The sequence below is a fragment of the Glutamicibacter sp. MOO4 genome (genome assembly GCF_056934395.1).
The window spans coordinates 3,442,542-3,468,370 of sequence record NZ_CM167800.1 but is presented as its reverse complement, the minus strand read 5'-3'; the positions used below and the strand labels follow the sequence as shown (position 1 = coordinate 3,468,370).

The 25,829-nt window shown below is 56.2% G+C and carries 21 protein-coding genes and 2 tRNA genes; 10 read left to right on the top strand and 13 right to left on the bottom strand.

The genetic code is table 11. The annotated features are described in order from the left end of the window. Positions 1-40: 40 nt before the first annotated feature. The 4 genes from AC1Z3F_RS16255 to AC1Z3F_RS16240 all read left to right on the top strand — a co-directional run bounded on the left by AC1Z3F_RS16255 (position 41) and on the right by AC1Z3F_RS16240 (position 3,805). Complete coding sequence (locus AC1Z3F_RS16255; RefSeq protein ID WP_207306530.1) at positions 41-1,465, top strand: phosphomannomutase/phosphoglucomutase; 1,425 nt, start codon at positions 41-43, stop codon at positions 1,463-1,465. 12 nt (positions 1,466-1,477) lie between these two features. Continuing rightward, positions 1,478-1,948: a hypothetical protein gene (locus tag AC1Z3F_RS16250; protein ID WP_131090411.1), complete on the top strand. Its 471-nt coding sequence runs from the start codon at positions 1,478-1,480 to the stop codon at positions 1,946-1,948. A gap of 77 nt (positions 1,949-2,025) precedes the next feature. Continuing rightward, positions 2,026-2,484: an RrF2 family transcriptional regulator gene (locus tag AC1Z3F_RS16245; protein ID WP_262198459.1), complete on the top strand. Its 459-nt coding sequence runs from the start codon at positions 2,026-2,028 to the stop codon at positions 2,482-2,484. A 145-nt stretch (positions 2,485-2,629) separates the two neighbouring features. Continuing rightward, positions 2,630-3,805: a globin domain-containing protein gene (locus AC1Z3F_RS16240; RefSeq protein ID WP_131090413.1), complete on the top strand. Its 1,176-nt coding sequence runs from the start codon at positions 2,630-2,632 to the stop codon at positions 3,803-3,805. A gap of 63 nt (positions 3,806-3,868) precedes the next feature. Here the strand turns inward: AC1Z3F_RS16240 and AC1Z3F_RS16235 are convergent, their stop codons facing one another. The 3 genes from AC1Z3F_RS16235 to AC1Z3F_RS16225 form a co-directional block, all read right to left on the bottom strand. After that, the gene (locus AC1Z3F_RS16235; protein WP_165477388.1) at positions 3,869-4,951 is read right to left on the bottom strand and encodes an alpha/beta fold hydrolase; all 1,083 of its coding nucleotides are present in this window, start codon (positions 4,949-4,951) and stop codon (positions 3,869-3,871) included. Further along, the gene (locus AC1Z3F_RS16230) at positions 4,948-5,475 is read right to left on the bottom strand and encodes a PadR family transcriptional regulator (RefSeq protein ID WP_131090415.1); all 528 of its coding nucleotides are present in this window, start codon (positions 5,473-5,475) and stop codon (positions 4,948-4,950) included. The genes AC1Z3F_RS16235 and AC1Z3F_RS16230 overlap by 4 nt, the downstream gene beginning before the upstream one ends. A gap of 175 nt (positions 5,476-5,650) precedes the next feature. Further along, positions 5,651-7,480, bottom strand: a complete 1,830-nt coding sequence (locus tag AC1Z3F_RS16225) for a phosphoenolpyruvate carboxykinase (GTP) (protein ID WP_483566228.1) — start codon at positions 7,478-7,480, stop codon at positions 5,651-5,653. A 316-nt stretch (positions 7,481-7,796) separates the two neighbouring features. Between AC1Z3F_RS16225 and AC1Z3F_RS16220 the strand changes: the two genes are divergently transcribed. The 3 genes from AC1Z3F_RS16220 to AC1Z3F_RS16210 all read left to right on the top strand — a co-directional run bounded on the left by AC1Z3F_RS16220 (position 7,797) and on the right by AC1Z3F_RS16210 (position 8,708). Next, positions 7,797-7,870, top strand: a tRNA-Arg gene (locus AC1Z3F_RS16220). 58 nt (positions 7,871-7,928) lie between these two features. Next, positions 7,929-8,468, top strand: a complete 540-nt coding sequence (locus tag AC1Z3F_RS16215; RefSeq protein ID WP_131090417.1) for a GNAT family N-acetyltransferase — start codon at positions 7,929-7,931, stop codon at positions 8,466-8,468. A 166-nt stretch (positions 8,469-8,634) separates the two neighbouring features. After that, positions 8,635-8,708 (top strand) — tRNA-Arg (locus AC1Z3F_RS16210). 77 nt (positions 8,709-8,785) lie between these two features. Here the strand turns inward: AC1Z3F_RS16210 and AC1Z3F_RS16205 are convergent. The 6 genes from AC1Z3F_RS16205 to AC1Z3F_RS16180 all read right to left on the bottom strand — a co-directional run bounded on the left by AC1Z3F_RS16205 (position 8,786) and on the right by AC1Z3F_RS16180 (position 16,936). Then, positions 8,786-9,799, bottom strand: a complete 1,014-nt coding sequence (locus AC1Z3F_RS16205) for a LacI family DNA-binding transcriptional regulator (protein ID WP_483566227.1) — start codon at positions 9,797-9,799, stop codon at positions 8,786-8,788. Positions 9,800-9,900: 101 nt separating this feature from the next. After that, on the bottom strand, positions 9,901-11,319 hold the full coding sequence (locus AC1Z3F_RS16200; protein ID WP_131090419.1) for a GH1 family beta-glucosidase: 1,419 nt from the start codon (positions 11,317-11,319) through the stop codon (positions 9,901-9,903). Then, a complete protein-coding gene (locus AC1Z3F_RS16195) occupies positions 11,319-12,206 on the bottom strand; it encodes a carbohydrate ABC transporter permease (protein WP_444612709.1) in 888 nt (295 codons plus the stop codon). Before AC1Z3F_RS16195 ends, AC1Z3F_RS16200 begins: the two co-directional genes overlap by 1 nt. Further along, on the bottom strand, positions 12,199-13,323 hold the full coding sequence (locus tag AC1Z3F_RS16190) for a carbohydrate ABC transporter permease (protein WP_131090421.1): 1,125 nt from the start codon (positions 13,321-13,323) through the stop codon (positions 12,199-12,201). Before AC1Z3F_RS16190 ends, AC1Z3F_RS16195 begins: the two co-directional genes overlap by 8 nt. A 91-nt stretch (positions 13,324-13,414) precedes the next feature. Beyond that, positions 13,415-14,746 carry an ABC transporter substrate-binding protein gene (locus AC1Z3F_RS16185; protein WP_131090422.1) on the bottom strand — a complete coding sequence of 444 codons (1,332 nt, stop codon included), beginning with the start codon at positions 14,744-14,746 and terminating at the stop codon, positions 13,415-13,417. A gap of 279 nt (positions 14,747-15,025) precedes the next feature. Then, entirely contained in the window at positions 15,026-16,936 is a 1,911-nt protein-coding gene (locus AC1Z3F_RS16180) for an ExeM/NucH family extracellular endonuclease (RefSeq protein ID WP_483566226.1), read from the bottom strand. Positions 16,937-17,206: 270 nt separating this feature from the next. Between AC1Z3F_RS16180 and AC1Z3F_RS16175 the strand changes: the two genes are divergently transcribed. The 3 genes from AC1Z3F_RS16175 to AC1Z3F_RS16165 are packed head-to-tail and all read left to right on the top strand — an operon-like array spanning position 17,207 to position 20,933. After that, positions 17,207-17,995, top strand: coding sequence for a P-loop NTPase family protein (locus AC1Z3F_RS16175; protein WP_483566225.1), 789 nt, complete (start codon positions 17,207-17,209; stop codon positions 17,993-17,995). After that, complete coding sequence (locus tag AC1Z3F_RS16170; protein WP_483566224.1) at positions 17,995-20,325, top strand: YhgE/Pip family protein; 2,331 nt, start codon at positions 17,995-17,997, stop codon at positions 20,323-20,325. The genes AC1Z3F_RS16175 and AC1Z3F_RS16170 overlap by 1 nt, the downstream gene beginning before the upstream one ends. After that, on the top strand, positions 20,322-20,933 hold the full coding sequence (locus tag AC1Z3F_RS16165; protein WP_131090426.1) for a TetR/AcrR family transcriptional regulator: 612 nt from the start codon (positions 20,322-20,324) through the stop codon (positions 20,931-20,933). The genes AC1Z3F_RS16170 and AC1Z3F_RS16165 overlap by 4 nt, the downstream gene beginning before the upstream one ends. On the opposite strand, the gene AC1Z3F_RS16160 is transcribed toward AC1Z3F_RS16165, so the two are convergent. The 4 genes from AC1Z3F_RS16160 to AC1Z3F_RS16145 all read right to left on the bottom strand — a co-directional run bounded on the left by AC1Z3F_RS16160 (position 20,887) and on the right by AC1Z3F_RS16145 (position 25,254). Further along, positions 20,887-22,497 (bottom strand): ABC transporter transmembrane domain-containing protein, encoded by a 1,611-nt coding sequence (locus AC1Z3F_RS16160; RefSeq protein WP_483566972.1) that lies wholly within the window; start codon positions 22,495-22,497, stop codon positions 20,887-20,889. The two genes, AC1Z3F_RS16165 and AC1Z3F_RS16160, sit on opposite strands and share 47 nt — an antisense overlap. Positions 22,498-22,515: 18 nt before the next feature. Continuing rightward, positions 22,516-23,643: a DUF1611 domain-containing protein gene (locus AC1Z3F_RS16155; protein WP_483566223.1), complete on the bottom strand. Its 1,128-nt coding sequence runs from the start codon at positions 23,641-23,643 to the stop codon at positions 22,516-22,518. A 228-nt stretch (positions 23,644-23,871) separates the two neighbouring features. Beyond that, a complete protein-coding gene (locus tag AC1Z3F_RS16150; protein ID WP_483566222.1) occupies positions 23,872-24,399 on the bottom strand; it encodes a SixA phosphatase family protein in 528 nt (175 codons plus the stop codon). Positions 24,400-24,468: 69 nt separating this feature from the next. Further along, positions 24,469-25,254 (bottom strand): winged helix-turn-helix domain-containing protein, encoded by a 786-nt coding sequence (locus AC1Z3F_RS16145; protein ID WP_131090430.1) that lies wholly within the window; start codon positions 25,252-25,254, stop codon positions 24,469-24,471. Positions 25,255-25,829 lie beyond the last annotated feature (575 nt).

Here is a 25,829-nt window from a genome sequence, read left to right as displayed (position 1 = left end):
CTCGCTGATTTGAATCAGTCAAACCGGTAGGCTGAATGATGTGAGTGAAGAAATTGATCTTAATCAGAGCTTTAAGGCCTACGACGTCCGCGGCGTAGTCGGCGAAAGCCTGAACGCCGAAGCAATCGAAGCTATTGGCGCGGCCTTTGTTGATGTCTTGTCCCTGTCGGGCAAGGACGTATTGGTGGGTGGCGACATGCGCCCATCCTCTGCAGAATTTGCCCAGGCGTTCGCCCGTGGTGCTACCTACCGTGGCGCTAATGTCATCATGCTCGGCTTGATCTCCACCGACGAGCTGTACTTCGCTTCGGGCAAGCTTGATGCTGCTGGCGTGGTGTTTACCGCCAGCCACAACCCGGCCCAGTACAACGGCATCAAGATGTCCACTTCTGGTGCTCGTCCGATCTCTTCGGCCACGGGCCTGTTTGATATCCGCGACGTGGCACAGCAGTACCTGAACGAGGGACTGCCGGTTTCCGGCGATACCCCGCAGGGAAGCATCACCGAACGCGACGTCTTGGCTGATTACGCGGCATACCTACGTGAACTGGTTGATATCTCATCCATCCGCCCGCTGAAGATCGTGGTGGATGCAGGCAACGGCATGGGCGGCATGACCACCCCTGCAGTACTTGGCGACACCGTACTTTCAGCACTACCGCTTAATATCGTTCCCTTGTACTTTGAGCTGGATGGCACCTTCCCTAATCACCCAGCCAACCCACTGGAACCAGAAAACCTCAAGGACCTTCAGGCTGCGGTGCTCGAGCACGGCGCCGACATGGGCCTAGCCTTCGACGGCGACGCGGACCGTTGCTTTGTTATCGACGAGCGCGGCCTTCCGCTGTCCCCTTCGGCAATCACCGCCTTGGTTGCTGTTCGCGAAATCGCTCGCGTTCAGGCAGCTGGCGAAGAGAACCCCGTGATCATCCACAACCTGATCACCTCCAAAGCAGTGCCTGAATTTGTCACCAAGTCCGGTGGCACCCCGGTGATGACCCGTGTGGGCCACTCCTTCATCAAAGCTGAGATGGCAAGTCAGGGCGCGGTATTTGGTGGCGAGCACTCGGCGCACTACTACTTCCGCGACTTCTACAACGCTGACACCGGCATGCTGGCAGCCATGCACGTTTTGGCAGCCCTCGGTGAGCAGGATCTGCCACTGTCGGAACTCGGCGCCGAATACGAACCCTACGTTGCTACCGGAGAAATCAACTCCGAGGTAGAAGACAAACAAGGCGCTACCGCTCGAGTTCTGGCCCACTTTGACGGGGAACCTGTTGATGTGATGACCATGGATGGCACTACCATTTCGGCAAAGGACGGCAGCTGGTGGATCAACCTTCGCCCGTCCAACACCGAGCCGTTCCTACGTTTTAACGGTGAAGGCCGCACCGCAGAAATCATTGAGCCCCTCCGCGATACCGTCTTGGCGATCGTGCGCGGAGAGAACGTCACTAACTAGCAAGGGGAAGACATGAATCTCGAATCATTGGATGAGGGCGTCAAGGACGCACTGAATAAAGTCTTGGGCACCGCGCTAGGCGTGGCTCGCGAGCAGCTCGAAGAGCAGGGCGTTTTCCTTCCCTTCGCGATCGCGCTGGAACCAAAAGACGATGAAAGCGAGCCAGAGCTACGTCTGATCGCAGTACCACCAACGGATGATCCAGAAGATCCGGATGCTGACATCGATACCGAAGCCATGGCTGCTGAACTGGTTGAGGTTTTGAACCAGCAGGGCACCCACTTTGATGCCATCGCTATCGCTTCTGATGTTCTACTTCAGGAAAACGACCGCGACGCCATCCACATCGTTGCCGAGCACCGCGTGGGCGCTGCCCTCGCTATCGTTCAGCCATACACGATGCCAGCTGAGCCAGGTGGCGAGTGGATTTTCGATGAGCCTGCTGCCGAATCGGCCGAGGCCATCTGGGCCAACGCGCAGTAGATCTCACTTGGTGATTTCGGGGTCAGCATAGTGACTATGCTGACCCCGAAATGCTTTTCCCACGTAAAGTATGAATTATGAAACTCAGTGCCTTTACCGACGTGTGCTTGCGAACCATTATGGTTTTGGCAACGCCGGGCACCGGGCAATTGACCAGCCGTGAGATTGCCGATTCCGTAGGGGTTCCCTACAACCACGTTGCCAAGGCCGTCCTGGAACTGCGCACGCTGGGAATTCTGCAGGTCGCTCGCGGCCGCAACGGTGGCGCGACATTGAGCAGCCAAGCGCTGAGCTTTTCCCTCGGCGGGCTGTTGCGCAAATTGGACAAGCGCACCGATATTGTGGATTGCTCCGATCATGACGCCCAAACCAATTGTCCGCTCTCGGGCGACTGCCGTTTGCGGGCCGTCTTCCGGCAGGCTCGTGAAGTTTTCTACGCTTCGCTGGATCCAGTGACCATTCAGGACATCTGCCCGACATCATCCGCGATGCCGATCAAGGCGCTTCCCTTCCCGACGGTGCGCAATCTTTCCTGATTCCCCTTCGACCCGGGTGTAGCATCGCCCACTGATGTTACGTATTCCAGCTGGTGAATTTGCAATCCTTTTCTACTAGGCGTAGAAATGGATCATAAATCTTGTATTTCAAATACAAGTTATCGACAACTCCCAAGGAGACCCGATGCTGTCCACCAAGTCCTTCCCGGTCATTGAAGCCACGCTGCCCATCATCGCAGAGCGCATTTCAAGCATTACCCCGAACTTCTACAACCGCTTGTTCGCCGCGCACCCGGAATTGCTCGACGGAATCTTCTCCCGCTCGAACCAGAAGAACGGTACCCAGCAGCAGGCACTGGCCGGATCCATCGCAGTCTTCGCAACGTACTTGGTCAAGCACCCGGGCACCACCCCGGAAACCATGCTCGCCCGCGTAGCCCACAAACACGCTTCCCTCGGTGTCACCGAGGATCAGTACCCCATCGTCTACAAGCATCTCTTTGACGCCATTGCCGAAGACCTGGGCGATGCGCTGACTCAGGAGATCGCCGATGCCTGGACCGAGGTCTACTGGCTGATGGCCCACGCGCTGATCAAGATCGAGAATGGCTTGTACGCACAGCAGGCCAACGCCGAGATCTACACCCCGTGGAAGCTTGTCGAGCGCACCAAAACCGGCGTTGATTCGGTCTGCTTCAGCTTCGAGCCAGCTGACGAAACCCCAGCCACCACCGCCAAACCTGGCCAGTTCGTTTCGGTCCGCATGCCAATGGCCGACGGTCTCCGCCAGGTTCGCCAGTACACTTTGAGCAACGACATCGAGCGGACCAATCGTCGCACCGTCACCGTCAAGTTGGATATGAACGGCGAGTTCTCCCCTGTGATCCACAATGACCTGAAGCTCGGCGACGTGGTCGAGCTATCAAATCCGTATGGCGACCTGGTCATCGATAACGAAGGCTCGCCATTGGTGATCGCCACCGCTGGGATTGGATGTACCCCGAGCGCAGCCGCATTGCAGATATTGGCTGCACGTGGCTCCACCCGCAAGATCACCGTGTTGCATGCCGACCAGGAAGTCACCGCCTGGCCATTGCGTGAGCAGATGCTCGAATCCATCGGCAAGCTACCAGAAGCCACCATCAGCACCTGGTTCGAACGTGGCGAATTGCCAGAGGACCTAAACGCCCAGTCCGGCTACATGAACCTCACTGGCGCACTGACCGAGAATGCCCAGGTCTACCTGTGCGGCCCGTTGCCATTCATGAACGCAGTGCGCAACCAGGCGCTTGAAGCTGGCATCCCCGCCGAACGTATCCACTATGAAGTCTTCGGCCCGGATGTATGGCTCGCCGCCTAGCCTGTGAGTTGCAGAGCGGTGCTGCAGGTGAATCCAGCGAATTCACCTGCAGCACTTTTGTTTCTATTTTCCGGTATCCGCAGCATCTTCCGGCGTATCGCCCCGTTGCGGTCCCTTCTTCTTAAGATCGAACTTCTTCGAGTCCAGCTTTCGAGGATTGCTTTTCCCGGTGAACCTGCCAAGTTTCTTCTGTCCGTCCTCTTGAAGTGGCGGCGTCGATTCTCCGGTTTCTTGGCTCTGATTCACCGGCACTTCAGCGGCCTGTTCCGCTGGTGTTGATTTGGTGTTCCTTGCCGGCTTGGTGGCCTGCGGGTCCAGCAGAATCTGGTGCAGTCCCCCATCGGTGATCCAACGGCGCAGTACCGAATTGAACAGGATGGGATTCTCAATGTTCCACTGGTGATGCATTCCCGGTACCACCCGAGTGATGGCTTGTGGAAGCTCTTCACGCAAGGCAATAAAGGATTTCTGCACCAATTTTGGCTCCTTGGAACCGACTAGCGCCAAGACTGGACCCCGGTAAGCTCCGAGGTTTTTAGGCAGTCCCCCGGGATCCAAGTCATTCATGATGGCACGCATATTTTCAGCTTTGAGTTTCACACCATGCTCGGCAAAAAGCTCGCGCTCGTCATCCACCATGCCATAGGCGCCGGCTTGGAAGCGCCAGTACCATTCACTGCCGATCAGCTTCAGCTGCATCCGGTGGAAGGTACGTGCCGCGGTACTTGCACCGGTCACCGGCGTACCGGTGATCAGTACCGAGTCCACCAGCTCCGGGTGCCGCGCAGCTACATGCAAGGCGATCACTCCACCGAGCGAAATTCCGACCAGGTGCACTCCACCTTCTGAAACCTCGTCAGCAATCAGCGCGGCCACGTCATCAGCCGCTGATTCCAGGCCTTCCCAGGTCTCTTCAAACCGCGCACCGAAGGCTGGAAGGTGCAGGGTGAGGACATTAAAGTCGCCAAAGGCCAAGACCTGCGGATCCCAGCTCCAGTTACCCACGTTGCCACCATGAAGGAAGACGATGGTCTGCGGATGGCTTTGGTTTTGCCCGGCACGTCCAGGGTGGACCTCAGGATAATCCGTGGCATCACGCAAAGCGCCCTGCGCAGGCTTTGATGCAGAATCTTTGGCAGAAGTCATGGCAAGTACTCCAATACCGCGTCGAGCCATTCCAGCTGCGCGGCTTGTTGTCGGATTGCATTATCGAGGGTTGCGGCCATGAGGAAGCTTCGTCGGTCAGCAGCAGCTCGCATGTCGATCCCCTCGCGCTGGGAGAGGTAATCGTCGAGAATGAATTGGGTTGCTTCACGACGTTTTACAAGCAACTTTTCGATGTCTTCGCGCTCGAGCTCCGCAGCGAAAAATACCTGCCCCATAAAAGGGTCGCGTTCTGGGGATTCAACCGGACCGTCCGAAAGCCACAGGGTCAGTACTTCGCGACCAGCTTCGGTGATGTGGTGCTCTTGGCGGTCAGGGTAATTGCTTTGAGGCACCGTACGCACAGTGGCGTAGCCCTTATCAACCAGCTGCGCCAAGGTGCGATAAATCTGCGCCTTATCTGCATTCCAGAAGTGGTTAATAGAGGAGTCAAAGTGCTTTTTGAGCTCATAACCAGTCATCGGCGACAAGCATAGGAGCCCAAGGATTAAACGTGCCAAAACCATAGAGTTATCTTTTCACAGTTAGTTGATTTTGCACCCACTTTTGCACGGCGTGGGAAAACTGTGCCCGGATTGTGACAATTGCTTGGCGCGCACCTTCGGCGCTTAAACGACCTTGCTCCTGGTTACTGGATTTTCAGTAACCAGGAGCAAGGTCGATGTTGATCTATTCGAGAACTTATGCGCTCAGGCGTTCCTTCAGACCGTCAAGCTCTGCACGCAGTGAAGCTGGCAGTGCATCGTCGAAGTTGGCGTACCATTCTTCGATGCCCTCAACTTCGGCGGCCCATTCGTCCTTGTTGACGGCCACAGCGGCTTCAACGTCAGCCGGAGTGAAGCCTTTCAGGCCGGTCAGGTCGATGGATTCACCGGTTGGCACGTTACCAATGATGGTTTCCTTGGCATCCGCGGTGCCTTCGATGCGCTCGATAGCCCACTTGAGCACACGCGAGTTGTCACCGAAACCTGGCCATGCGAAGCCACCTTCAGCGTTGCGACGGAACCAGTTCACCAAGAAGATCTTTGGCATCTGCTCAGGGTTGAGCTTGGCCGAGATGCTGTCCCAGTGGTTCAGGTAGTCACCTGCGTTGTAGCCGATGAATGGCAACATCGCCATTGGATCGCGACGAATCACTCCGGTAGCACCGGAAGCAGCTGCAGTGGTCTCCGAGGACAGGGTGGAACCCATGAAGATACCGTTGGTCCAGCTGCGCGCTTCGGTCACCAATGGAATGGTGGTCTTACGACGACCGCCGAACAAGATGGCATCAATCTTCACGCCGTCTGGCGAGTAGTAGTCTTCGGAAAGCATGTCGACCTGCGAGATCGGGGTGCAGAAACGCGAGTTAGGGTGCGCTGCTGGACGACCGGACTCCGGAGTCCAGTCATTGCCCAACCAGTCGGTCAGGTGTGCCGGGGTCTCGTCAGTCATGCCTTCCCACCACACGCCACCTTCGTCGGTCAGCGCAACGTTGGTGAAAATGTTGTTGCCCTTGGCGATGGCACGCATAGCATTCGGGTTGGTGGACCAACCGGTACCTGGAGCCACACCGAACAAACCGTACTCTGGGTTCACTCCGCGTAGTTCGCCTTGTTTGCCGATGCGCATCCAGTTGATGTCATCGCCCAAGGTTTCAGCCTTCCAACCTTCGATGGTTGGATCCAGCAAAGCCAGGTTGGTCTTACCGCAAGCCGATGGGAATGCAGCAGCGACGTGGTAGGCCTTGTTCTGTGGGCTGGTCAGCTTGAGAATCAGCATGTGCTCAGCGAGCCAGCCCTCATCACGAGCCATGGCGGAGGCGATACGCAGGGAGTAGCACTTCTTGCCCAGTAGTGCGTTGCCACCGTAGCCCGAACCGTAGGACATGATGGAGCGCTCTTCAGGGAAGTGAACAATCCACTTGTCCTCGTTGCAAGGCCATGCTACGTCTTCTTCGCCTGGCTTCAGCGGTGCACCTACAGAGTGCAGCGCTGGAACGAAGAATGCGTTTTCTGCTTCCATCTTGCGCAGTACTTCATCGCCAATCTTGGCCATGATGCGCATTGAGGTAACAACGTAGGCCGAGTCGGTGATTTCTACGCCGTAGGCAGGGTTTTCAGCGTTCAGCGGTCCCATGACAAAAGGAATGACGTACATGGTGCGTCCGCGCATCGAACCGTCAAATAGGCCGTTGAGCATGGACTTCATCTTCTCTGGGTCTTCCCAGTTATTGGTGAAGCCGGCGTCTTCCTTCTTCTTCGAGCAGATGAAGGTGCGCTCTTCTACACGCGCTACGTCCTTGGGGTCCGAAAAACCAGCGTAAGAATTAGGGAAGTTTGGATCGGTCAGCTTAACCAAGGTTCCGGCTTCAACGAGTTCAGCACTCAGTCGTTCGGCTTCTGCTGCTGAACCATCTACCCAATAAACACGATCCGGCTTCGTCAAGGCGGCCACTTCTTCGACCCAGCTTGCCAACTCCTTGTGCGAAGTTGCTGCGTCGATTACGGTCTGATCCGAGCTCGTGCTCATTATGTGTTCCCTCCATTGGGCTCAACTAGCAATAAATCAAGGCTAGGGTGAACGCTGAGAGCTCACGGTGTGATCGAGACCTCAACAAAGCGTGGGCAGGAAACGCAAAACTTGAAAAATCCCGAGATTCCGGGGAACTTGAAAGTGGAAAACACGAAAAGATGTGATGAAGGTCACGTAGACCGGTACCCTTTTGCGTGCTTCACATAACCGTCTGTTCACCTGAACGCGGTAGCTTTGCCCGCCGATTTGTACATGCTCAAATCCACCTGTATAGTAATTCGAGGTTCGTGAGAACGAGCCAACAACAGAATATGCGCCCATAGCTCAGCTGGATAGAGCGTCTGTCTACGGAACAGAAGGTCAGGGGTTCGAATCCCTTTGGGCGCACAAATTGAAATTCCCACTCAAACGAGTGGGAATTTTTTTGTATCCCAAGGAGAAGTTGATGCCCACATTGACCCTCGACTCACGCACGATCCTTCGTTTGCTCGAAGTTTCGGACGCCGCCCAGCTCGCAGAAGCCTATGTGCGCAACCGCGAACACTTGCGCCCCTGGGATCCGGAACGCGAAGATGCTTTTTTCACGCAGGCCTGGCATGCAGAAAATATTTCTCAAACTCTCGCGGCCAATGAACACGGTCTGGCGTATCCATACGGGCTGTTTCGCGACCAGCAACTGATTGGTCGCTTTAATATCGTGTCTGTTGTTCGTGGGCCATTCCAAAGTGCCAGCCTGGGCTACTGGGTTGACCATCGTTTCACCGGGCAGGCACTGGCCTCGCGCGCAGTGGCCGCACTGCGCATTGAAGCCGCGGAGAACATTGGATTGCATCGCCTGGAAGCCAGCACTCTTTTGCACAACTTTGCTTCGCAGAAAGTGTTGCTGAACAACGGCTTCGCCCAGATCGGGATGGCACCAAACTACCTGAAAATTGCAGGGCGATGGCAAGACCATAATCTCTATCAAACGATCCTTCACAGCTAGTTTCAAACCCGGCCACGCAGCATTGATCTAAGCCATCTCTATACGCTTCAATGCCCTCACGACCAGACATCTTGTGAATCACGGCACTTTTGGCCGATTTGGTTTTTGCTCTGCTGAATTCTCGTGTAAAGTTATTCAAGTCGTCACGACGACAACAATAAAATATGCGCCCATAGCTCAGCTGGATAGAGCGTCTGTCTACGGAACAGAAGGTCAGGGGTTCGAATCCCTTTGGGCGCACAAATTGAAATTCCCACTCAATCGAGTGGGAATTTTTTGTCTTTCCTTCAACTTCTGTCACCGCCTTGGCGTCGCAATTAATGCGATTGCCTCAGCACCAGCTTGGTATCCATGATGCTCCACGCCGGAACCTTCTCGCCTTGAATCCTTTTGATCAGCAGTTCGGCCATAATCTCCCCCTGCCGTTCAGGGAATTGAGCAATAGTCGTGAGCGGCGGGTTTGAACTGCGCGAAAATGAATCATCATCCACCGTCGTCACGGAGATATCCTTCGGCACATTAATGCCTGCTTCATGCAACGCCTGCAAAGCGCCAAAACCCATCTGCGCACTGGCAGTAAACAAGCCATCAATCGAAACCTGGGACGCAAGTAGCTGTTCCATGATGTGGTGACCACTTGCCGGAGTGAAGTCACCAATTTCGATAGCCACAGGTTCAAGGCCTGCAGCCTCAACTCCCTGCTTGAACCCGACCAACCGGTCAAGGCCCGCACCCATATCCTGTGGTCCGGCGATCATTGCTAATTTGGTTCTCCCCTGAGCGATGATCACCTCAGTTGCCCGACGAGCGGCGGCAATATTGTCGATATCAACCACGTAGATCTCGTTTTGATCTGTGCTCATGGTGCGCCCGCCATAGACCATTGGCAATTTGGAAGCTAGGTCTGCATAGGAACGGTCATCCGCGTGATGCGAAAGAACCAGGGCGCCGTCGACATTTCCACCCTGCAAGTATCGGGTCGTTTTGGCTGGATCAGATTCGGTAGAGAGCAGCAAGGTGAGCATAAATTCGGTGTCGGCCACATATTGAGCGACACCTTGGACGACCTTGGCAAAGTACGGGTCCGCAAAAAACTTCGCTGTATTCTCGGGCACCACCAACGCAATGGAGTTGGTTCTGCCCTGCGCTAGTGAGCGGGCAGCCCGATTGGGCACATAGTTCAGCTCTTGGATCGCTTGATCCACAGCCTTTTTGGCGTCAGCCTTAACCCGATCCGAACCGTTGACCACCCGTGAAACCGTAGCTCGCGAGACGCCAGCGCGTTCAGCCACCATTTCCAGTGTTGCTTGCGGTCTGCGCGATTCGTTCATGCTCATTATCTTGCGCCTAGGTATGAGTAGTTAGCGGATCATCGTGCGTGCGTGATGGCCCGTACCTCAGGTAATGAGCTACGGGCCATCATCAACAAGTGCTATGCCATTGTACGATTTGCGGCAATCAGTGAGGCGTAAGCCTTGCCGCTGTTCTTAATGATCCGTTCCTGAGTTTGGTAGTCGACGTGGATAATTCCAAACCGCTTGTCATAGCCCCAAGCCCACTCGAAATTATCGAGCAGCGACCACACGAAGTATCCGCGCAGATCAACACCGTCATCAATCGACTTAGCGACCTGGTCCAAATGGTTCAGGATATATTCGCTGCGCTCGGTATCCTCGATCGTTCCTTCATCACTCACCACGTCGGTATACGAGGCCCCGTTTTCCGTGATGTACAGCGGAGGCAAGTTCTCGTAGTCCTGAGTCAATCGGTTGAGCAAGACGCGTAAACCTTCGGGGTTCACTTCCCAACCCATCGCTGTACGTGGCAGGTCTCGGGCTGGGAATGTCACGTACTCACTGCCCACAAAAGGCGAAGACTTGGCAGCATCTGTAGGCTGCACAGCAGCCGGTTGCCCCTCAGGCAACGGATGACCCGACACGTTGTCATCGTGATAATGATTTACGCCCAAGAAGTCGATGGTCTGATTGATCTGCTCTAAGTCTCCTGGCTGAATCAACTGCGCCAGGCCAAGATGGCTGACATCTTCCAAGAGATCTGCTGGGTAGGAGCCACGCAAGACTGGGTCCAGATACATCCGATTCCACAGGGCATCAACACGACGTGCTGCTTCAAGATCAACTGGATCAGATGGGTCGTTCGGCACCGCATTGGTCAGGTTCAACGTGATGCCGATTTCCTGCGCACCGAGTTCACGCAGACGCTGTACTGCCAAGCCGTGAGCCAAGTGCTGGTGATGCATCGCAGCCAAGGCTGCTTCGGGTTCTTGCCGTCCTGGAGCATGCTCGCCAGCGGCATAACCAATCAGCGAAGAACACAGTGGCTCATTAAAGGTGGTCCAATGTCGCACCCGGTCACCGAGCTTGTTGTAGACCGCTTCGGCATACTCCAAATACCGGTACGCGGTATCGCGGTTGGTCCATCCCCCGCCCTCTTCCAGAGCCTGCGGAAGATCCCAGTGATAGAGAGTCAGCCACGGCAAAATGCCGTTGTCTAGTAGCTCATCTACGAGGCGAGAGTAGAAGTCCAAGCCTTGCTGATTCACGGTTCGTCCGCCGGGAACCACGCGAGCCCAGCTGGTGGAGAACCTGTATGAGTCCAGTCCAATTTCTCGCATGAGCTGCACGTCTTCGCGATAGCGGTGATAGTGGTCCACTGCGACTTCAAGGTTTTCTCCGCCGGCAATAGCACCTGACTTTCGTGCAAACGCATCCCAGATGGAGTCTTCTTTGCCATATGCATGGCCGGCGCCCTCAATTTGGGCGGCCGCCGTGGCCGAGCCAAAGACGAATCCCTTGGGCCACGCGAACTGTTGCGATAGATGAGTAGTCATTAACCCTTTACAGCTCCTGCCATAATTCCGGATACAAGTTGTTTTCCTGCCAAAACGAAGAGCAACAGCAAAGGAATCGTCGCCATCAAGGCGCCGGTCATCACGATGGTGTAGTCAACGTATCGAGCAGATTGCAGTTGGCTCAGCGCCACCTGCAGGGTTGGTGTTTGTGGGGCTACCAGCATAGGCCACAAGTAATCGGTCCAGGCTGTCATAAAGGTGAACAGCGAAAGGATCGCCATCGCAGGTCGAGCAGCAGGCACGCCCACATGCCAGAAGGTTCCAATCATCGAAGCGCCATCAACACGGGCGGCTTCAATCAGCTCATCCGGGATGTTGTCCACCAGATACTGTCGCATAAAGAAGACACCAAAAGCGGTTACCAGTGTAGGGATCATAATGGCTCCTAGAGAGCCGGTCCAGCCAAACTGCTTCATCATCATAAACATCGGAATGATGCCTAGCTGAGTCGGGACCGCCAAGGTAGCAACCACAAAAATCAGTAGCCCTTCTCGTCCACGGAAGCGCAGCTTGGCAAAAGCGTAACCCGCCAAGGTTGAGAAAGAAACCACGGAGAAGGTAATCACCGAGGAAACGATCAAGCTATTTCCCAACGCCGCCCAAAAATCGACCGAGTCGAATACTTGGGCAACATTTGACCAGAATTGCCCGCCCGGTAACAGTGGTGGCCATGCCGAGGAGAAAACGTCCCCGGTGGAAGAACCGATGACAAATGAGTACCACAGCGGGTAGGTGCTTCCGATAAGGAAGGCCAGCAAGATGCCATAGGTCAGGAATCCTGGGCGACGGTCCGCGGTGAAGTTTTTGCTAAGCCCTAGCCGGGTGGGCTTTGTGCGTACGGTTCGTTGTAAGGTCGCGTTACTCATCGGTGCTGCTTCCTTTCATTGAACCTGCTGGGCTTTGAATCCGGGCTTGTGGGGCAATGCGGCCGGCACGTTTTGTGGTCACTTTACTCGTGCCTCGTCCCTTTTTCTTTTCTGAAGATGAAGCTATTGATCCGGAGACCAAGAAGTTGATCAGTCCGATAACAATAATGATCAAGAACAGCATCCAGGCCACGGCCGATGCTCGACCAAAGTCACCTCGGTTGAACGCTAGATCCCACAGGTACAGAACGGTGGTTTGATACTGCCGATCCGGCCCTCCCGGTACCGAGCTGCTGGGGTTAAAGAGTTTGGGTTCGGTGAAGATCTGCAGTCCACCAATGGTGGCGGTGATGATTACGAAGATCATGGTTGGACGGATGCTTGGCAACGTGATCGAGAAGAACCTGCGGATCATTCCAGCACCGTCGATGGCTGCCGATTCGTGCAGTTCGCGCGGCACCGCCTGCATTGCGGCCAGCAAGATCAACGCGTTATATCCCGTCCAGCGCCAGTTCACCATGGTCGCGATGGCCATATGGGATGGGAAGACCGAGGTTTTCCACGCAACGGGATCAATGTTTAATGCGCCGAGCAGATTGTTGATCAACCCATACTTTTCGTCAAAAGCACTGGAGAAGATTAGCGTGACCGCTACCGGCGTGACCACGTAGGGAACCAAAACGCTCATCCGCCAGAAAGTCTTGGCACGAAGGTTCTGGTCAAGCATGGCCGCAATGAATGTGGCAATGACCAGCTGCGGGATGGAGGAGAGCAGGAAAATGCTGAAGGTGTTGAACAGCGAATTCCAGAACAGTGGAGAAGTTAGTTCCGCCTTGTAGTTGGCCAGTCCCACCCATTCTCCGGCGCCGCCTAGCAGATCCCAGTCATTAATCGACACCACGAAGGTGTAAACCAGCGGGAAGAGGCCGACCAAACCGAAGAGGATAAAGAAGGGCGAGATGTAAAGATATGGGGAGTATTTGTAGTCCAACCGTCCGCGGAAGTGGCGCCGTCTGATGCTTCGCTCCGCTTTAGTTTCATCCAGCTTCTCACCGGTGCTTACACGCGGTAGTTCGGTGTTGAGGTGGGGCCGTGACATTGGTGTCGTGGTACTCATCTGTGTTGTCTTTTCTGCTGCAGTGCCTCTGCGCGAGGGAAGAAATCCGTGGTTGGTTTCGCCCTCGCGCAGAGCGGTGAAGGGTACTTAGTTACTTGATTTCCAGTTCCTTCAGCGTTGACAGCGCACTGTTCCACGCGGATTCTCCGTCGGTGCCCTTATCAATGGCGATGGTTGCTGGCCCGAAGACCTGTTCCTGGATCACCGAGTCATCGGCGCCCTTGAACTGTGCTTTGACTCCGTCGGCTCGGTGGCCCAACATTTCACCAATCGGTGCTCCATTGAAGAACTTCGTTAGGTCGTTCTCACCGGTCACGGCCTTGGACTTCTGTGCTTCAACGTTGCTCGGGAACGCTCCGGCAGTTTCGAAGGAGGTAGCCTGCGAAGTGGCGTTGGTCAGGTACTGGGCCAGCTTGGCCGCCTCGGCAGGGTGCTTTGAGGTGGTAGGTACGGTCAGGAATGCGCCACCCCAGTTAGCTGCGCCTCCGGGGAAGACATCAGCAAAGTCCCATCCAGCTGAGGAATCCCCGCCAGCTCCTTCAACCTGGCCTTTGACGTTTCCGAGCATCCAGCCTGGGCAAGGCATAACCGCAAAGGAACCGTCAATGAATGCCTGTCCTTTACCCCAGTCCCACTGGGTCTGCCCGGATGACAGTCCCTTCTTTGCTGCCGCTGAGAGCTTGTCCCATTGTTCGCGCAGCTGCGTATTTCCCTCGATGTTCAAGGTTCCATCGGCCTTGTAGTAGCCCTCATCGAGTTGGTTGGCCATTGCGTTCCAGACAAAGCCGGACTGGTCGTAGAAGGCCTTGTCGGTTTTCTTGACGTAGTCTTCGCCGACGCTGAAGAAGTCATCCCAGGTGGCATCTTCGCCGCCGAAGAGTTCAGCCACCTTTTCACGGTCGCTCGGAAGTCCTGCCGCTTTGAAGAGCTTGGAGTTGTAGCACAGGCCCATCGGCCCGATGTCGGTGCCGTAACCAATGAGTCGTCCTTGCTCATCGGTAGCCTGCTTAACTTTCCAGTCCACCCAATCAGCTGAGATGTCCTTGGCACCATACTCGTTGAGATCGGTGAAGCTCTCGGAGACGGTCATGACCTGACCCAGCCAGCCTTCTTCCACGGCCTGGACATCTGGCAGACCTGCGCCGGCAGCCTGCTTGGTCTTCCAGTCCGTCAATGCGTTGCCGCCGGTGTCGATGTTGGTGGCTTCGATGGTGACGCCAGGATTTTCTTTTTCGTATTTCTTGTACAGCGGGTCAAGGCCCTGAGTGCCGAAGGTGGTGACGGTCAGGGTGACGGGATTATCCGCCGAAGCTGGCTGGGCGGCATCTTTGCTTTCGCCCGATGAGCAACCTGCTGCGAGCAAGGCGATGCTTGAGGTCAGTGCGACAACCTTGGCAAGGCGAGATGTTCGTGAAGACTTCACGGTGACTCCATTCAAGTTCGGTTCGTGCGAGTGTGGGGTACTTCAATATTTTGAGAGCGCTCTCAAAATACGGCAAAAAGAATAGGGTTCATCCCTGAACCCTGCTTGCCATGGTTATGAAAGCAGCTCCGCTTTTCGTTTTGTGAGCGCTCTCACAAGACGTCTTCATCAATTCTCCACGAAGCGATTTTTCTGTCAACCCCAAATTTAAACCGAGTACGGCCAGGTGCCCCTTGCTGGCAGGTTCACCTGGCCGTTCCGGTTTGCTAGAAACTAGCCTTACTTGTTCAATTCAAGTCCCACCAACACCGGATCATGATCCGATGAGCGGTACTGATTTGCGGTGAACAAGTCGGTGATGTTGTAGTTGTGACGGCTGTACTCGTAGCCCACAGATTCGATGGCGTTGATGTTCCAGATGTCCTGACCGGTCACCTTGGAAGCCAATTCCGGAGAAGCCAAAATGTGGTCCAACGAACCACTCAATCCGTCATAAACATAGCTCTGCGAGTCAGCTGCAGCTCCCAAATCGGTGAAGCCAGCATCCTTGAGAACCCGGATTGGATCCTCAGCGGCATAGGAGTTGAAGTCTCCTGCAAGCAGCACCTTCTTGGTATTGCGGGAGATCTTAAGATCCTCGGTGAATTTCACCAAGGCCTTGGCCTGCTCAACACGGTCCGCGTTCCAGGCACCCTGGCCATCGCCAGAGTCCACGTTGCCCGAACCATCATTTGGTCCGGAGCCCTTGGACTTGAAGTGGTTTGCGACCACCACAAAGCGGGTGTTCTGATTTCCACCAACCTTTTGGAAGGCTTGGCCTAGCGGATCACGTGCATTATCAAACGCAGGATCCTGCAGGATCACAGATTCCTCGATTGGTTTCACTGCCTGAGCACGGTAAATAATCGCAGTGCGGATCACGTCCTCATCAGCTGGCACAGTTGCCGGGCTTGGAACAAAGTTCCATACCTTGCTACCAGCAGCCACGTTCAACTGATCAACAAGATGAGCCAGAGACGCGTCACGATCTTCGCCGAAGCGCGCTGAGTTCTCAATTTCTTCCAGAACCACTACGTCCGCGGTGAACTTGCTCAACGCCGAAACAATCTTGGACTGCTGCCGGTTGAAGTTTTCCGCGTTGGCGGCGCCACGAGCATCACAGCCCTGACGAACGGTGAGCGGGTTGCCCTCACGGTCACGGTAGTAGGTGCACCCTTCGAGCTGGTCACCGGTAGTAGTGAAGTAGTTCAACACGTTAAAGCTACCGACGCTCACGTTCCCGCCGACCTCTTCGGGAGCTTCATTGTTGATCTGCTCGAAGTTCAGCGCGATATCAGCATCATTGGAACCAATCACTTGTCCCTGCGGCTGCAGCCGCCACAGGTCGTAGCGGTAATCCAGGATCATCGCCGAGGTGAACGTGGCTTTTGCGCCAACGGTCACGCGCTGCTTGGCATCGATGTATGGCAAAGCCACGGAGGTGTTTTTGGCGGTGCTGAAATTCAAGGTGGCACCATCATCAACCACAATGGCTCGCCGCTCATTTTCATCGGCCAAGGCTTTGGCGTCTGCGCTATTGGGAGCAAAAACATCGGTAGGCTGACGCAGTAGTTTTTCGCCGGGCAAGATTGAGCTGGTTCCTTGCGCAAGGCTCAGCTCACCGTACTGGTTCAGCGAGTAGTTATCCGAGACAGTAAAATCTCCCTGCGGATCCACGAGCATTGATTCGATCTGTTCACGTGCCGCGTCGCCATTAGGCAGTGGCACCGCCAACGGCTTCACGCTCTCGGCCGGTTCGCTCAACCGCGTGACTTCTTGGGCCTTGATCTGGGTCAGCCCGTAATATTCACCGACGCTTCCGGCGACCTGAATGTAGTCCCCAACCTGGACCGAAGAAACCTCATCAGGCGCATAGACGAAGATCGCTGGGCTGCCTTCTGTGGGCAACTGGCCTCCGGTGCCGGGGGTCTGAACATAAAATCCGCGAATCCCGCCCTCGGCATAGGCGCCAGTGACAACACCGCGCACTGTCGCGTCCTTGCCTACCATCGGCGAGTTAGCTCCAGTACCTTGCACCTGTTCGATGGGGGTAATTTCAACAGTGTCCGCTTGGGCAACCGAAACGCATGAGAGCGCTAGGGCACCTCCCAAGAACACTGCAGCAATGCGAGTTGTTGACCTCTTGCTCATGTTTTCCCTTAGCTGATGATGATCGTAGGCGGCGAGGTAATCGCAACCATGGCTATGGTCTCGAGGTAATCAAAGTTCGGTGAACCACCGGTGAACTTTGTCCTGCATTAGCGAGACCACCCCAAGAACCATCCAAAGGCATCAAGCGGTTTACGTCTAGAGGTGATTAAAAGAATATAGTCACTAATTGAACTGACCGGTCAGTTCAATTAGTCTGGTTTTGTGCTTATCGCAGATTCAGTCACCGTCAAAGGCCGCCATGAAGAACTAGTGCCGCCCACCTCTTTACGTGTGGACCGCGGTGAAGTTCTCTTAGTTGTTGCCGACCCGCAGATTTCGCGTACCGCGTTGGCCCTCGCGCTCAGCGGACGGATGCAGCCAACCACCGGAACGGTGGCCTGGGGACATTCAGACTCACTGAAAACCCTGCGACAGCACAGCGCATTGCTCGACTCCCCTGAAGTCAACGAGCCCGAAGCACACCTAAAGGTCCGTGACCTAGTCGGCGAAGACCTTGCATTGGTTCCCGGTCCCATTTGGCGCAAGCCTCGGCCCAAAAAGTGGATGGAAGAGCACGGTTTCAGCGATGTTGCCAGCGAATGGGCCGACGCAATCGACCCAGCACAACGCATGGAACTACAGCTACTTCTGGCTGCTGAGAACCCCAAGTTGGAACTGCTAGTTCTCGATGCACCAGACCGTCACGATATGCAAGACGAACTCTGGATGGATCTGCTGGCCGATTTTGCTTCCAGCTCACGCGAATTTGCTGTGGTGGCCATCGTGAGCAATGTTCCCTACGGCTGGGATGGCCCGGTGAGTTACCTCGGATCTCTCTCGGCGCAGCCCATTGAGCTGACCCTTCCGGCGGTCGAACCAATGCACGAAGAGTTCTCCGGCGAAGAATTTGTGCAAGAAGAACTGGACCTAGATCTTCCCGAACCCACGAACCAGGTACCGCTTGCTGATGAATCAGCCAGAGAAGCTCCTCTCGATGAGGATCCGGTCAGTGAAGACGAACCAATCGCCACTGAGACCAGCGAAGCGAAGGAAAACTAATGACGACTTTGCAACTTGCGCTCTCTGAACTTAAGCGCATGACCCGTGGCACCCTGCCTAAACTGGCGCTGATCGCTTTGACCTGTGTCCCGTTGCTTTACGGTGCCCTATACCTCTACGCCAACTGGAATCCTCAGGGAAACTTGGACAAGGTCACCGCAGCTGTGGTCAACCTCGATGACGGCGCAAAAAAGGACGGCGAGTTCACCCGCGTTGGTGATAGCGTCGTCGACAACCTCGAAGAGGACGGCACCTTCAGCTGGGCCCACCTCGACTCCCGTAAAGACGCCGAGGACGCGGTGGCCAGCGGCGAATACGCCTTTGCACTCGTTCTGCCGGATAACTTCAGCGCTGCCCTCGTTTCCCCGGGCGACTTTAAGGACGCCGACCAGGCAGACCTTGAGCTGCTGACCAACGACGCCAATAACTTCATGGTTTCCAACTTCGCCCGCACGCTCGCCGGCGAAGTGCGCACCTCCGTCTCTGAAGAGGTGGGAACCGAAACTGCCTCAGCGATGATTGCCGGTTTTGTGGACATCCACGATTCCATGGGCGAAGCCGCGGACGGCGCCGAAAAACTCTACGACGGTACGATGAGCCTCGGCGACGGTGTTCTCACCCTGGCCGATGGCACCACCAAATTAGTTGACGGCAGCAGCGAACTGTCCGACGGCAGCGTTAAGCTCAAGGGCGGCACCGCCCAGCTCTCGGGCGGTCTACAGGAACTACTGGCCGGACAGAAAAAGCTGAGCAACGGCACCAACGATTTGGCCGACGGCACCAGTGAACTAGCCGCTGGTGCGGACAAGCTCAGCTCCGGGCTAAACACCATGGAATCCAAAACCAAGGCGCTGCCAAGCTCGGTGGACCAGCTTAACGACGGTGCGCAGAGCGCCAAGAGCGCGGCCGATCAGCTCGCCACCGGCTCCCGTCAGGTCGCCGACGGCAACAAGCAACTGGCTACCACCGCCGATGATGCCATCTCGGTAATTGATCAGCTGCAAACGGACGCAGATAAAAAGCTGGACAACGTCAAAACCGACACTCAGGCACAGCTGGACAAGCTCGTCGCCGACGGCACCTTGACCGAAGAGCAAGCCACAACCGTTGAATCCACGGTCACCCAAAGTGTTGAGAATTCCACTGTGCCCAGCACCCTGGATTCCAAGGTGAACGAGGTCAACTCCGGACTGACCAGCATGCAACAGAAGCTGCATACACTCTCCGATGGCTCCGAGAAGGTAGCCGACGGCAACAAGCAGCTTGCCACCGGACTGGGTACTTTGGCTGCCGGTACCCAAAAACTGGACGCCGCAGTACCATCTCTGGTCGACGGTATTTCCACCGCCGCCGATGGTTCGGCCAAGCTGGCCACCGGCGCGCACAGTGCCAACGACGGAGCTCAGAAACTGGCCGACGGTCAAGCCTCCGCGCTAGAGGGCACCGCCAAGGCTGCCGACGGCGCCAAAACCCTTGATACCGGAGCCGCTTCCCTCGTTGACGGTACCGATCAACTGCACGGTGGGCTCGTGAAACTTTCTGACGGAGTTGGTGATCTGTCCAAGGGCGCTAACAAGCTTGAAGACGGTTCCTCCGATCTCGCCAGCGGTCTTGATGATGGTGCAAAGCAGGTACCCAACCCGGATCAAAAGACCAGCGATAAGCTCGCCGATGTCATCGGTTCGCCGGTAGCGCTTGATAACGTCAAACAGGCCGAGGCCCAGTCCTACGGTGCCGGTTTGGCCCCATTCTTCATGACCTTGGCAACCTACATGGGTGTTTTGGTCCTGACCCAGGTGATGCGCCCGATCACCAAGCGCGCGCTACTATCCAACGGTAGTAACTGGAAGATTTCGATCGGCGGCTGGCTTCCCTTTGCAGCCATTGCCGTGGTGCAGACCAGCATGCTCTACGCTGCGGTGCACTTCGGTCTGGGCCTGAACACGGCGCACCCATGGATGGCTTGGCTGCTACTGGTCCTCGCGGCCCTATGCTTCAGTGCCCTGATCCAAGGATTCTTCGCGTTGCTAGGCACCGCGGGTAAGTTCCTCGTATTGGTGCTCATGGTGCTGCAGCTGATCACCGCCGGTGGTACCTTCCCATGGCAGACCTTGCCAGAACCGTTGCAATTCCTGCACCAAATCTTGCCCATGGGCAACGTGGTACTGGGCTTGCGTCACCTGGTCTACGGTGCCGATCTGGGCGTGCTCTCGGGCATCATCGGATCCTTGCTCGCCTACACCGCCCTAGGATTACTGCTAAGCATGCTGGCCGTGCGCAAGAACAAAACTTGGACCTTGAAGACCCTGCAACCGGAGTTGAAAGATTGACAGCCATCCCAGCCCAGCGCCAACGGGTGCGCGCCACCAGTTCCAAGGAACGGCTTTTTGAAGCTGCCATGAAACTGCTGGGCACCCGTTCCCCCGACGCGGTGTCGGTCGATGAAATCGCTTCGGCAGCCGGAGTGTCTAAAGGAACCGTGTATTACAACTATGGCTCCAAGGACGAACTGGTCAGCCAGATCCTGAACTTTGGTGCGCAGAAACTCCTTGATGGGCTCAGTCAGGCAGCCGCCTGCGCTGATCCCTATCAAGCGTTCAAGAAAATGCTGGAATTCTCCATGGACTTCGTGGCCAGCTACCCGGCATTTGTTCAACTGTGGATGCAAGAGCAGCTCAGCGCCGACACCGCCAGCGACTTCCCAGCCACCTCGTTGCACTCTCAGGTCACCACCTTGCTCATCGAAGTCCTCGAGCGCTTGGTGAAACTGCCCAAAGCAGAAAAGCTGCCAGTAGCCACCACCATTTTTGGTGCGACACTTTTCAACGCACGCATGAGCACGACGCGCAGCGATGAACTGGGGCGCGATCAGATGGTGCGCTCAGTACTGCTCATCGTTGATGGCTTGCTGGCAACTGCGCCGCCTGCCAAGAACTAGTCGGATTAATTCCCGGCAAGTCTCCGGCATAAATCACCACGCCCGGATAGTTGTTGACCCGCTGCACCACGCCCGGGTATGCGCTATGCGGTAGACGGGTCAGCAACTCATCGATCACCAGCACCGGCGGTTCGCGCAATAAGGCACGAGCCACCAAAAGGGCTGCCTGCTGACTTCGCTCCAGTGGCTTTCCGCCACGACGAAGTCGGGTTTGATCCCGCTCTGGTAACTGCGTCAGGTCAAGCCCACACTCCTCCGCCAATTTCAGTGCTTTAGTTAGTGAGGCCCCGGGATGACGGTAACGCAAGGCCCGCGCCAGGGTGCCACGTTCGGGCACCATCGCTTCGAGGGCTGAGCCCACCAGTTTGCGTCGCTGGCTTGGGGGCAAATCTTCGCTGCGTCCTTCGGCAATCCACACTCCAGCATTCGGGTCGCCACACTGATCAAGGTTGCCGGTGGCAATTGATTCAAGTAACGCGGCCCGCTGCCAGTTGTTGCCCTGTAGCGCGATGCGTTCACCGGGCTGGGCACGCAAAACTGGGTAAGGTGGCAGACCAAGGGCGTCAGTATGGTAAGGCAACTGAATCCGCACCACGGCGCGCTGCCCCAGCAGCTCCTTGGCATCACGAGTGCTCAACGATTGTTCATCAGCTTTTCGCCACTGTTCCTCCTGCTGTAGCAAGGGAGCAATGATGCGCCGGCCGGCCTTGTAGTTCTGCCGGTACTCCACCGCTTTGCCCCATTCCCCCAGCGCCCCGGCGCAGATCCCAATCAGGGTCAGCGCCGTGGCCACGGCAGAGCTTTCCAGCCCAAGCAACGACGCAGCACCGACCATCAAGGCAGTCCCCAGCAGCGGTACCGCCAGCGCACTTGCACGTAAGGCCCCAGCAAATCGGGCGCGCTGCACCGAGGAATCGATCACTTTCTGTGAAGAGTCCTGCACCCGACTGACCTCGCGGTCGATGCCTCCCCCAGCGCTAATGGCAGTCCGCGCAGCAACCGTGTCGGAAATTCGGGCTGCCAAATAACCACGGTTTTTCCGCAACCTCCGAGCACTGCCAAAAGTCCCCGGTGCCAAGGCCAGCAAAAAGACGACCTCCAACACCAGTGTCACCCCTAGGCTCCCGGCCAACAATGGGTGCAACATCCACAGCCCAACCCCGCTGAGAACCAGCAACGGCACTCCTGCCACCAGCGGCACCATTCCCTGCACAATCCAGTTACGGATAGATGAGAGATCATTCGTGGATCGGGCGATGGTGATACCCGCCGAAGGCCCCCGTGCACTGCGCAAAGCGTGAGAGATCAACCCGCGGCGCAGCTGCGCCACATAGTGTTGCCCCAGCTTCTCGGCCAGTACCCGCTGCGCATATGTGGCGGCAAAAAATCCGAGGATCAACCCCACTACCGCCCCAAGCATTGTGCTGCTCACTGTGGTGGTGAGCTGTCCGATCAGCCAAGAAATGATGATGGATATCAGGCCGGCAATGATCCCCAGACTCAGCAGCCCGGCCAGCAGTATTCGGCGTTTCCCTGCGAGTAATGGCGGCAGCGCCACCTGCATTTTGCTCAACTTCGCCACCTAACGTGTAGGCAGCAAGCTGGTGGCTACCTCGGCTTGGCATAGATCGTAGGTGCCGATCACCGCGGTGGATAGCTGATTCTGCGCCTCTTGGGCGGCCAGCGGGGAGGCGGTCACCACTCCGGAGACGGCAGCAACATCAAGCCCGACCTCCAATAAGATGCGCTCTCCCGCTTGGGCTCCCAAGGCATCTTGGGCACTGAAAACTACCCTGTCGATATGCTCGGCGAAGATCGGATCGGCCAACAATCGCGAGGTCTCACCCTGGAAAAGCCCGTCAGCGATCTCGATGATGACCGCATCGGCACCGGTAGCGCTTTGCTCACGGATCATCGCCACCAGCAGCGAGCGAACCGTTTCGTAATCCAGTTTGTAGGTGGTTGGGAATCCAAAGTCGGTGAAGTCGCAGACGCTAAAGGCCCCTGCGTCGGTGAACAAATCCGGGTCATTGCCCGCACCGGTTCCGGTAGCTTTACCGGCCGCGATGTTCAGCCCAGCGTTGACCAACCCGTTGACCAGGCACCCCAAAGTGGTGGATTTTCCGGAGTTCATCGACGTTCCCAGCACAGCGATGACCGGAGGTCGCTTGGCTCCAACCTGCGCGGCCTGTGCCGATTCATTATGGATATCCAGCGGAGCAAAGTCTCGCAGGTTCACTACCTGGCCGTGCCGCAGCAACAGCCCCACCGGTTCAAGAGCTGTGGCCTTATCGATGGAGGCGTGCTGTTCGATCACTTCGCTGGCCACGCCCCCGCCGGCCACCAACTGGCACGGTCCAAGGTTGTTTGGAACATGAGCCAGGAACTGATCCGGTGCGTAGCGGTGCCCGTACGCCACCATGATTTCTTGACCGACAAACATGAGCTGTCGGCGCGAGGTCGGAGATTGCAAACGCAGGTGTTTGCCCAGCTCGGTGACCTTGGCGATCACCACGTCCCCGGCGCTGGGGACCATATTTGCACGGCGCACGATCTGGAAGTCTTGCGGGTTGCGTTGTAGCTGCGCGGCAACAAACCGCGTGGTGTAGGCAGCACGAATACGGCTCGCGCGCTGTGCGTCGATGGGCTGCTGTAGTTCATTGCGAGCTTCGGTGCTCTGCAGCGGAAGCGATTGTGCGATGGCGGCCATGATCCCATTTCCTTTTCACCCGAGTTCCGGTCCACGTTCAACGTGTTCCGGCATTGGCGCTTTCGCCAACAGTTCTCAGTGAATCGAGTAATGGTTAACCCAAGATGAACTCCCGCTGGTGGGTTCACCTACATCCGATGAGACGGCTTTCATCTGCCTCTCATAACCGCAGATCATCGGATAATTAGCCGGTGACTAGGCGATAAGAAAAACTTGGTGAGAGTACTCTCATGCAGGTCGTGGTGCGATGAAATGGGTAATACTTGCATCGCGAGAGTCCAACTGCGAGTACGAATGGCTGGTTTCAAGCACCGTTGTTCCCAGCGTTGGATAGTCCATGGCCAGCTCGTACACGGCCTCCTCGTCGGAGTCCACCGAGGCAAGTCGAAGGGCAAGGTCCTGAAGCACCGGCTGGTGGCCAATCACCAAGAGTGTGCTGACCGTATCGGGCACCTCATTGATAATGGAGCACAGCTTCGCAACACCGGCACCATAAATCCGCGAGTCCACGTAGGGCGTGGGCCCCTTTTCACCAAGCTCTGAGAGCACCCATGCACAGGTGGATCGAGCTCGCAGCGCATCAGAGCACAGGATATAGTCCGGCACCAGATTGTTCTCTACTAGCCAGGCACCGGCCGCTGGAGCTTCACGATGCCCGCGCGATGCCAGCGGTCGCTCATGATCGCTCAGACCCAGCGGGTAGTCGGCTTTGGCGTGACGCATGAGGATGAGCTTGCGCGATTGCATGGTGTTCATCTTCCCAGCTTAAGACAGCAACGGCGGGCAAACCGAATACGGTTTGCCCGCCGTTGCCAGGTGGTGCAATTAGATGGAGTATTCAGGCGCTGCCCAAACAACAACTTCTGGGTGCTCGTAGAAGCGGTACCCCTGACCGCGCACGGTGCGCACGGTATTAGCTAGGCGACCTAGCTTGGAGCGCAGGCGACGGATGTGTACGTCGATGGTGCGTTCGTTGGGTACCTCTTCGGCATTGCGCCATAGGTTTTCCAGCAGTTCTTCGCGTCCCACAGTGCGGGTGCCGTTTTCAACTAGGAAGTTGAGCAGTTCAAATTCCTTGAAAGTCAGATTCAAGGTTTCGCCGTCTAGGTAGACTTCGCGACGCGAAAGGTCGATCAGTACACCCGATGGGCGTGGGGTGCTTGGACGAGCTTCGGCACGTGGACGGCGTGAGACGGTTGGGTCTCCCAGCGCCTGACGTACAACGTCAATTGGCTCACCCTGCGCGCTGGTTGGAGCCAGTGCCACGGCGGCGTGGGTCTGAGCCTGAGGAGAAAGGGTGGCGAGGAAGGCGCGAACCTGAGTTGCCAGCTTGCCCAGCGAAGTACCCTGCGCCTGAGCTGCCGCTTCATCAAGTCCTACGTACAGTACAAAGCCGCGAGCCGAAGTGTCGGCGGTGGCCTGACCGGTGGACTGCACGGCAGTGGTGGTCGGCTGATGGGATGGTTCACGAGTTTCTGGGGTGTTAGAAACTGCGCGCAGGGGACGATATCCCGCTGGTGCATAGTTGCCAGCAGCCTGACGCTGTGCAGCAGCTGCGCGGTTCTGCGCGTTGCGAATTGAAACGTGGACGTATCCGGATCCAGCCGACATAATGTTTTCCTCTTTTAGTGCGAAGGCCAAGTGGTCTGGCGCTCGTGCTTCGGGTTTTGCTTGCGCCGTTCATGGCCTTCGTCCACGTTCAGCAGTTGGGTTTCCCGTCAGCGACTTTCCGATTTCTATTTACGAACGAGCCGTAAATTCATCTTTTAGCCGCCGACGCCGAGCATTCGATTACAAGTTGCATCGGCAAACCACGACTGTCCGTCGGGATGCTTTTTGCTGTTCTGCGCCGTACTCACACCTCTAGTTTCCTCGTAACATTGTCAACTTGCAAGTAACAAACTATGGCCATGTCCACATAGTGAGACAAATACGTTCAAAGGTGATACACACCACTTTAGACATTTCTTGACTATCTAAGCGCTTAACTACTCAATATGCTCAACACTTTTACTTCGACCGAACATACTGACTACCCTATTCAGGGGCGTGAATATTCATTCACGACAACACGCAGTCCACACTTCAATCATTCGTCGATCACTACCCTTGACCAAATTAAGTACCTCCCGTTAGCAAAAATCCTGCATAAACTCGACATACAGTCATAGCTGGCGCACAGTAAA

What these genes read in the sequence shown, in the direction of transcription:
- AC1Z3F_RS16240 (WP_131090413.1), top strand. Translation starts at nt 2,630, where the DNA reads ATGCTGTCCACCAAGTCCTTCCCGGTCATTGAAGCCACGCTGCCCATC.
- AC1Z3F_RS16145 (WP_131090430.1), bottom strand. Translation starts at nt 25,254, where the DNA reads ATGTCGGCTGGATCCGGATACGTCCACGTTTCAATTCGCAACGCGCAG.
- AC1Z3F_RS16150 (WP_483566222.1), bottom strand. Translation starts at nt 24,399, where the DNA reads ATGAACACCATGCAATCGCGCAAGCTCATCCTCATGCGTCACGCCAAA.
- AC1Z3F_RS16215 (WP_131090417.1), top strand. Translation starts at nt 7,929, where the DNA reads ATGCCCACATTGACCCTCGACTCACGCACGATCCTTCGTTTGCTCGAA.
- AC1Z3F_RS16155 (WP_483566223.1), bottom strand. Translation starts at nt 23,643, where the DNA reads ATGGCCGCCATCGCACAATCGCTTCCGCTGCAGAGCACCGAAGCTCGC.
- AC1Z3F_RS16245 (WP_262198459.1), top strand. Translation starts at nt 2,026, where the DNA reads ATGAAACTCAGTGCCTTTACCGACGTGTGCTTGCGAACCATTATGGTT.
- AC1Z3F_RS16195 (WP_444612709.1), bottom strand. Translation starts at nt 12,206, where the DNA reads ATGAGTAACGCGACCTTACAACGAACCGTACGCACAAAGCCCACCCGG.
- AC1Z3F_RS16160 (WP_483566972.1), bottom strand. Translation starts at nt 22,497, where the DNA reads ATGCAGGTGGCGCTGCCGCCATTACTCGCAGGGAAACGCCGAATACTG.
- AC1Z3F_RS16225 (WP_483566228.1), bottom strand. Translation starts at nt 7,480, where the DNA reads ATGAGCACGAGCTCGGATCAGACCGTAATCGACGCAGCAACTTCGCAC.
- AC1Z3F_RS16190 (WP_131090421.1), bottom strand. Translation starts at nt 13,323, where the DNA reads ATGAGTACCACGACACCAATGTCACGGCCCCACCTCAACACCGAACTA.
- AC1Z3F_RS16200 (WP_131090419.1), bottom strand. Translation starts at nt 11,319, where the DNA reads ATGACTACTCATCTATCGCAACAGTTCGCGTGGCCCAAGGGATTCGTC.
- AC1Z3F_RS16170 (WP_483566224.1), top strand. Translation starts at nt 17,995, where the DNA reads ATGACGACTTTGCAACTTGCGCTCTCTGAACTTAAGCGCATGACCCGT.
- AC1Z3F_RS16180 (WP_483566226.1), bottom strand. Translation starts at nt 16,936, where the DNA reads ATGAGCAAGAGGTCAACAACTCGCATTGCTGCAGTGTTCTTGGGAGGT.
- AC1Z3F_RS16230 (WP_131090415.1), bottom strand. Translation starts at nt 5,475, where the DNA reads ATGGTTTTGGCACGTTTAATCCTTGGGCTCCTATGCTTGTCGCCGATG.
- AC1Z3F_RS16250 (WP_131090411.1), top strand. Translation starts at nt 1,478, where the DNA reads ATGAATCTCGAATCATTGGATGAGGGCGTCAAGGACGCACTGAATAAA.
- AC1Z3F_RS16205 (WP_483566227.1), bottom strand. Translation starts at nt 9,799, where the DNA reads ATGAACGAATCGCGCAGACCGCAAGCAACACTGGAAATGGTGGCTGAA.
- AC1Z3F_RS16235 (WP_165477388.1), bottom strand. Translation starts at nt 4,951, where the DNA reads ATGACTTCTGCCAAAGATTCTGCATCAAAGCCTGCGCAGGGCGCTTTG.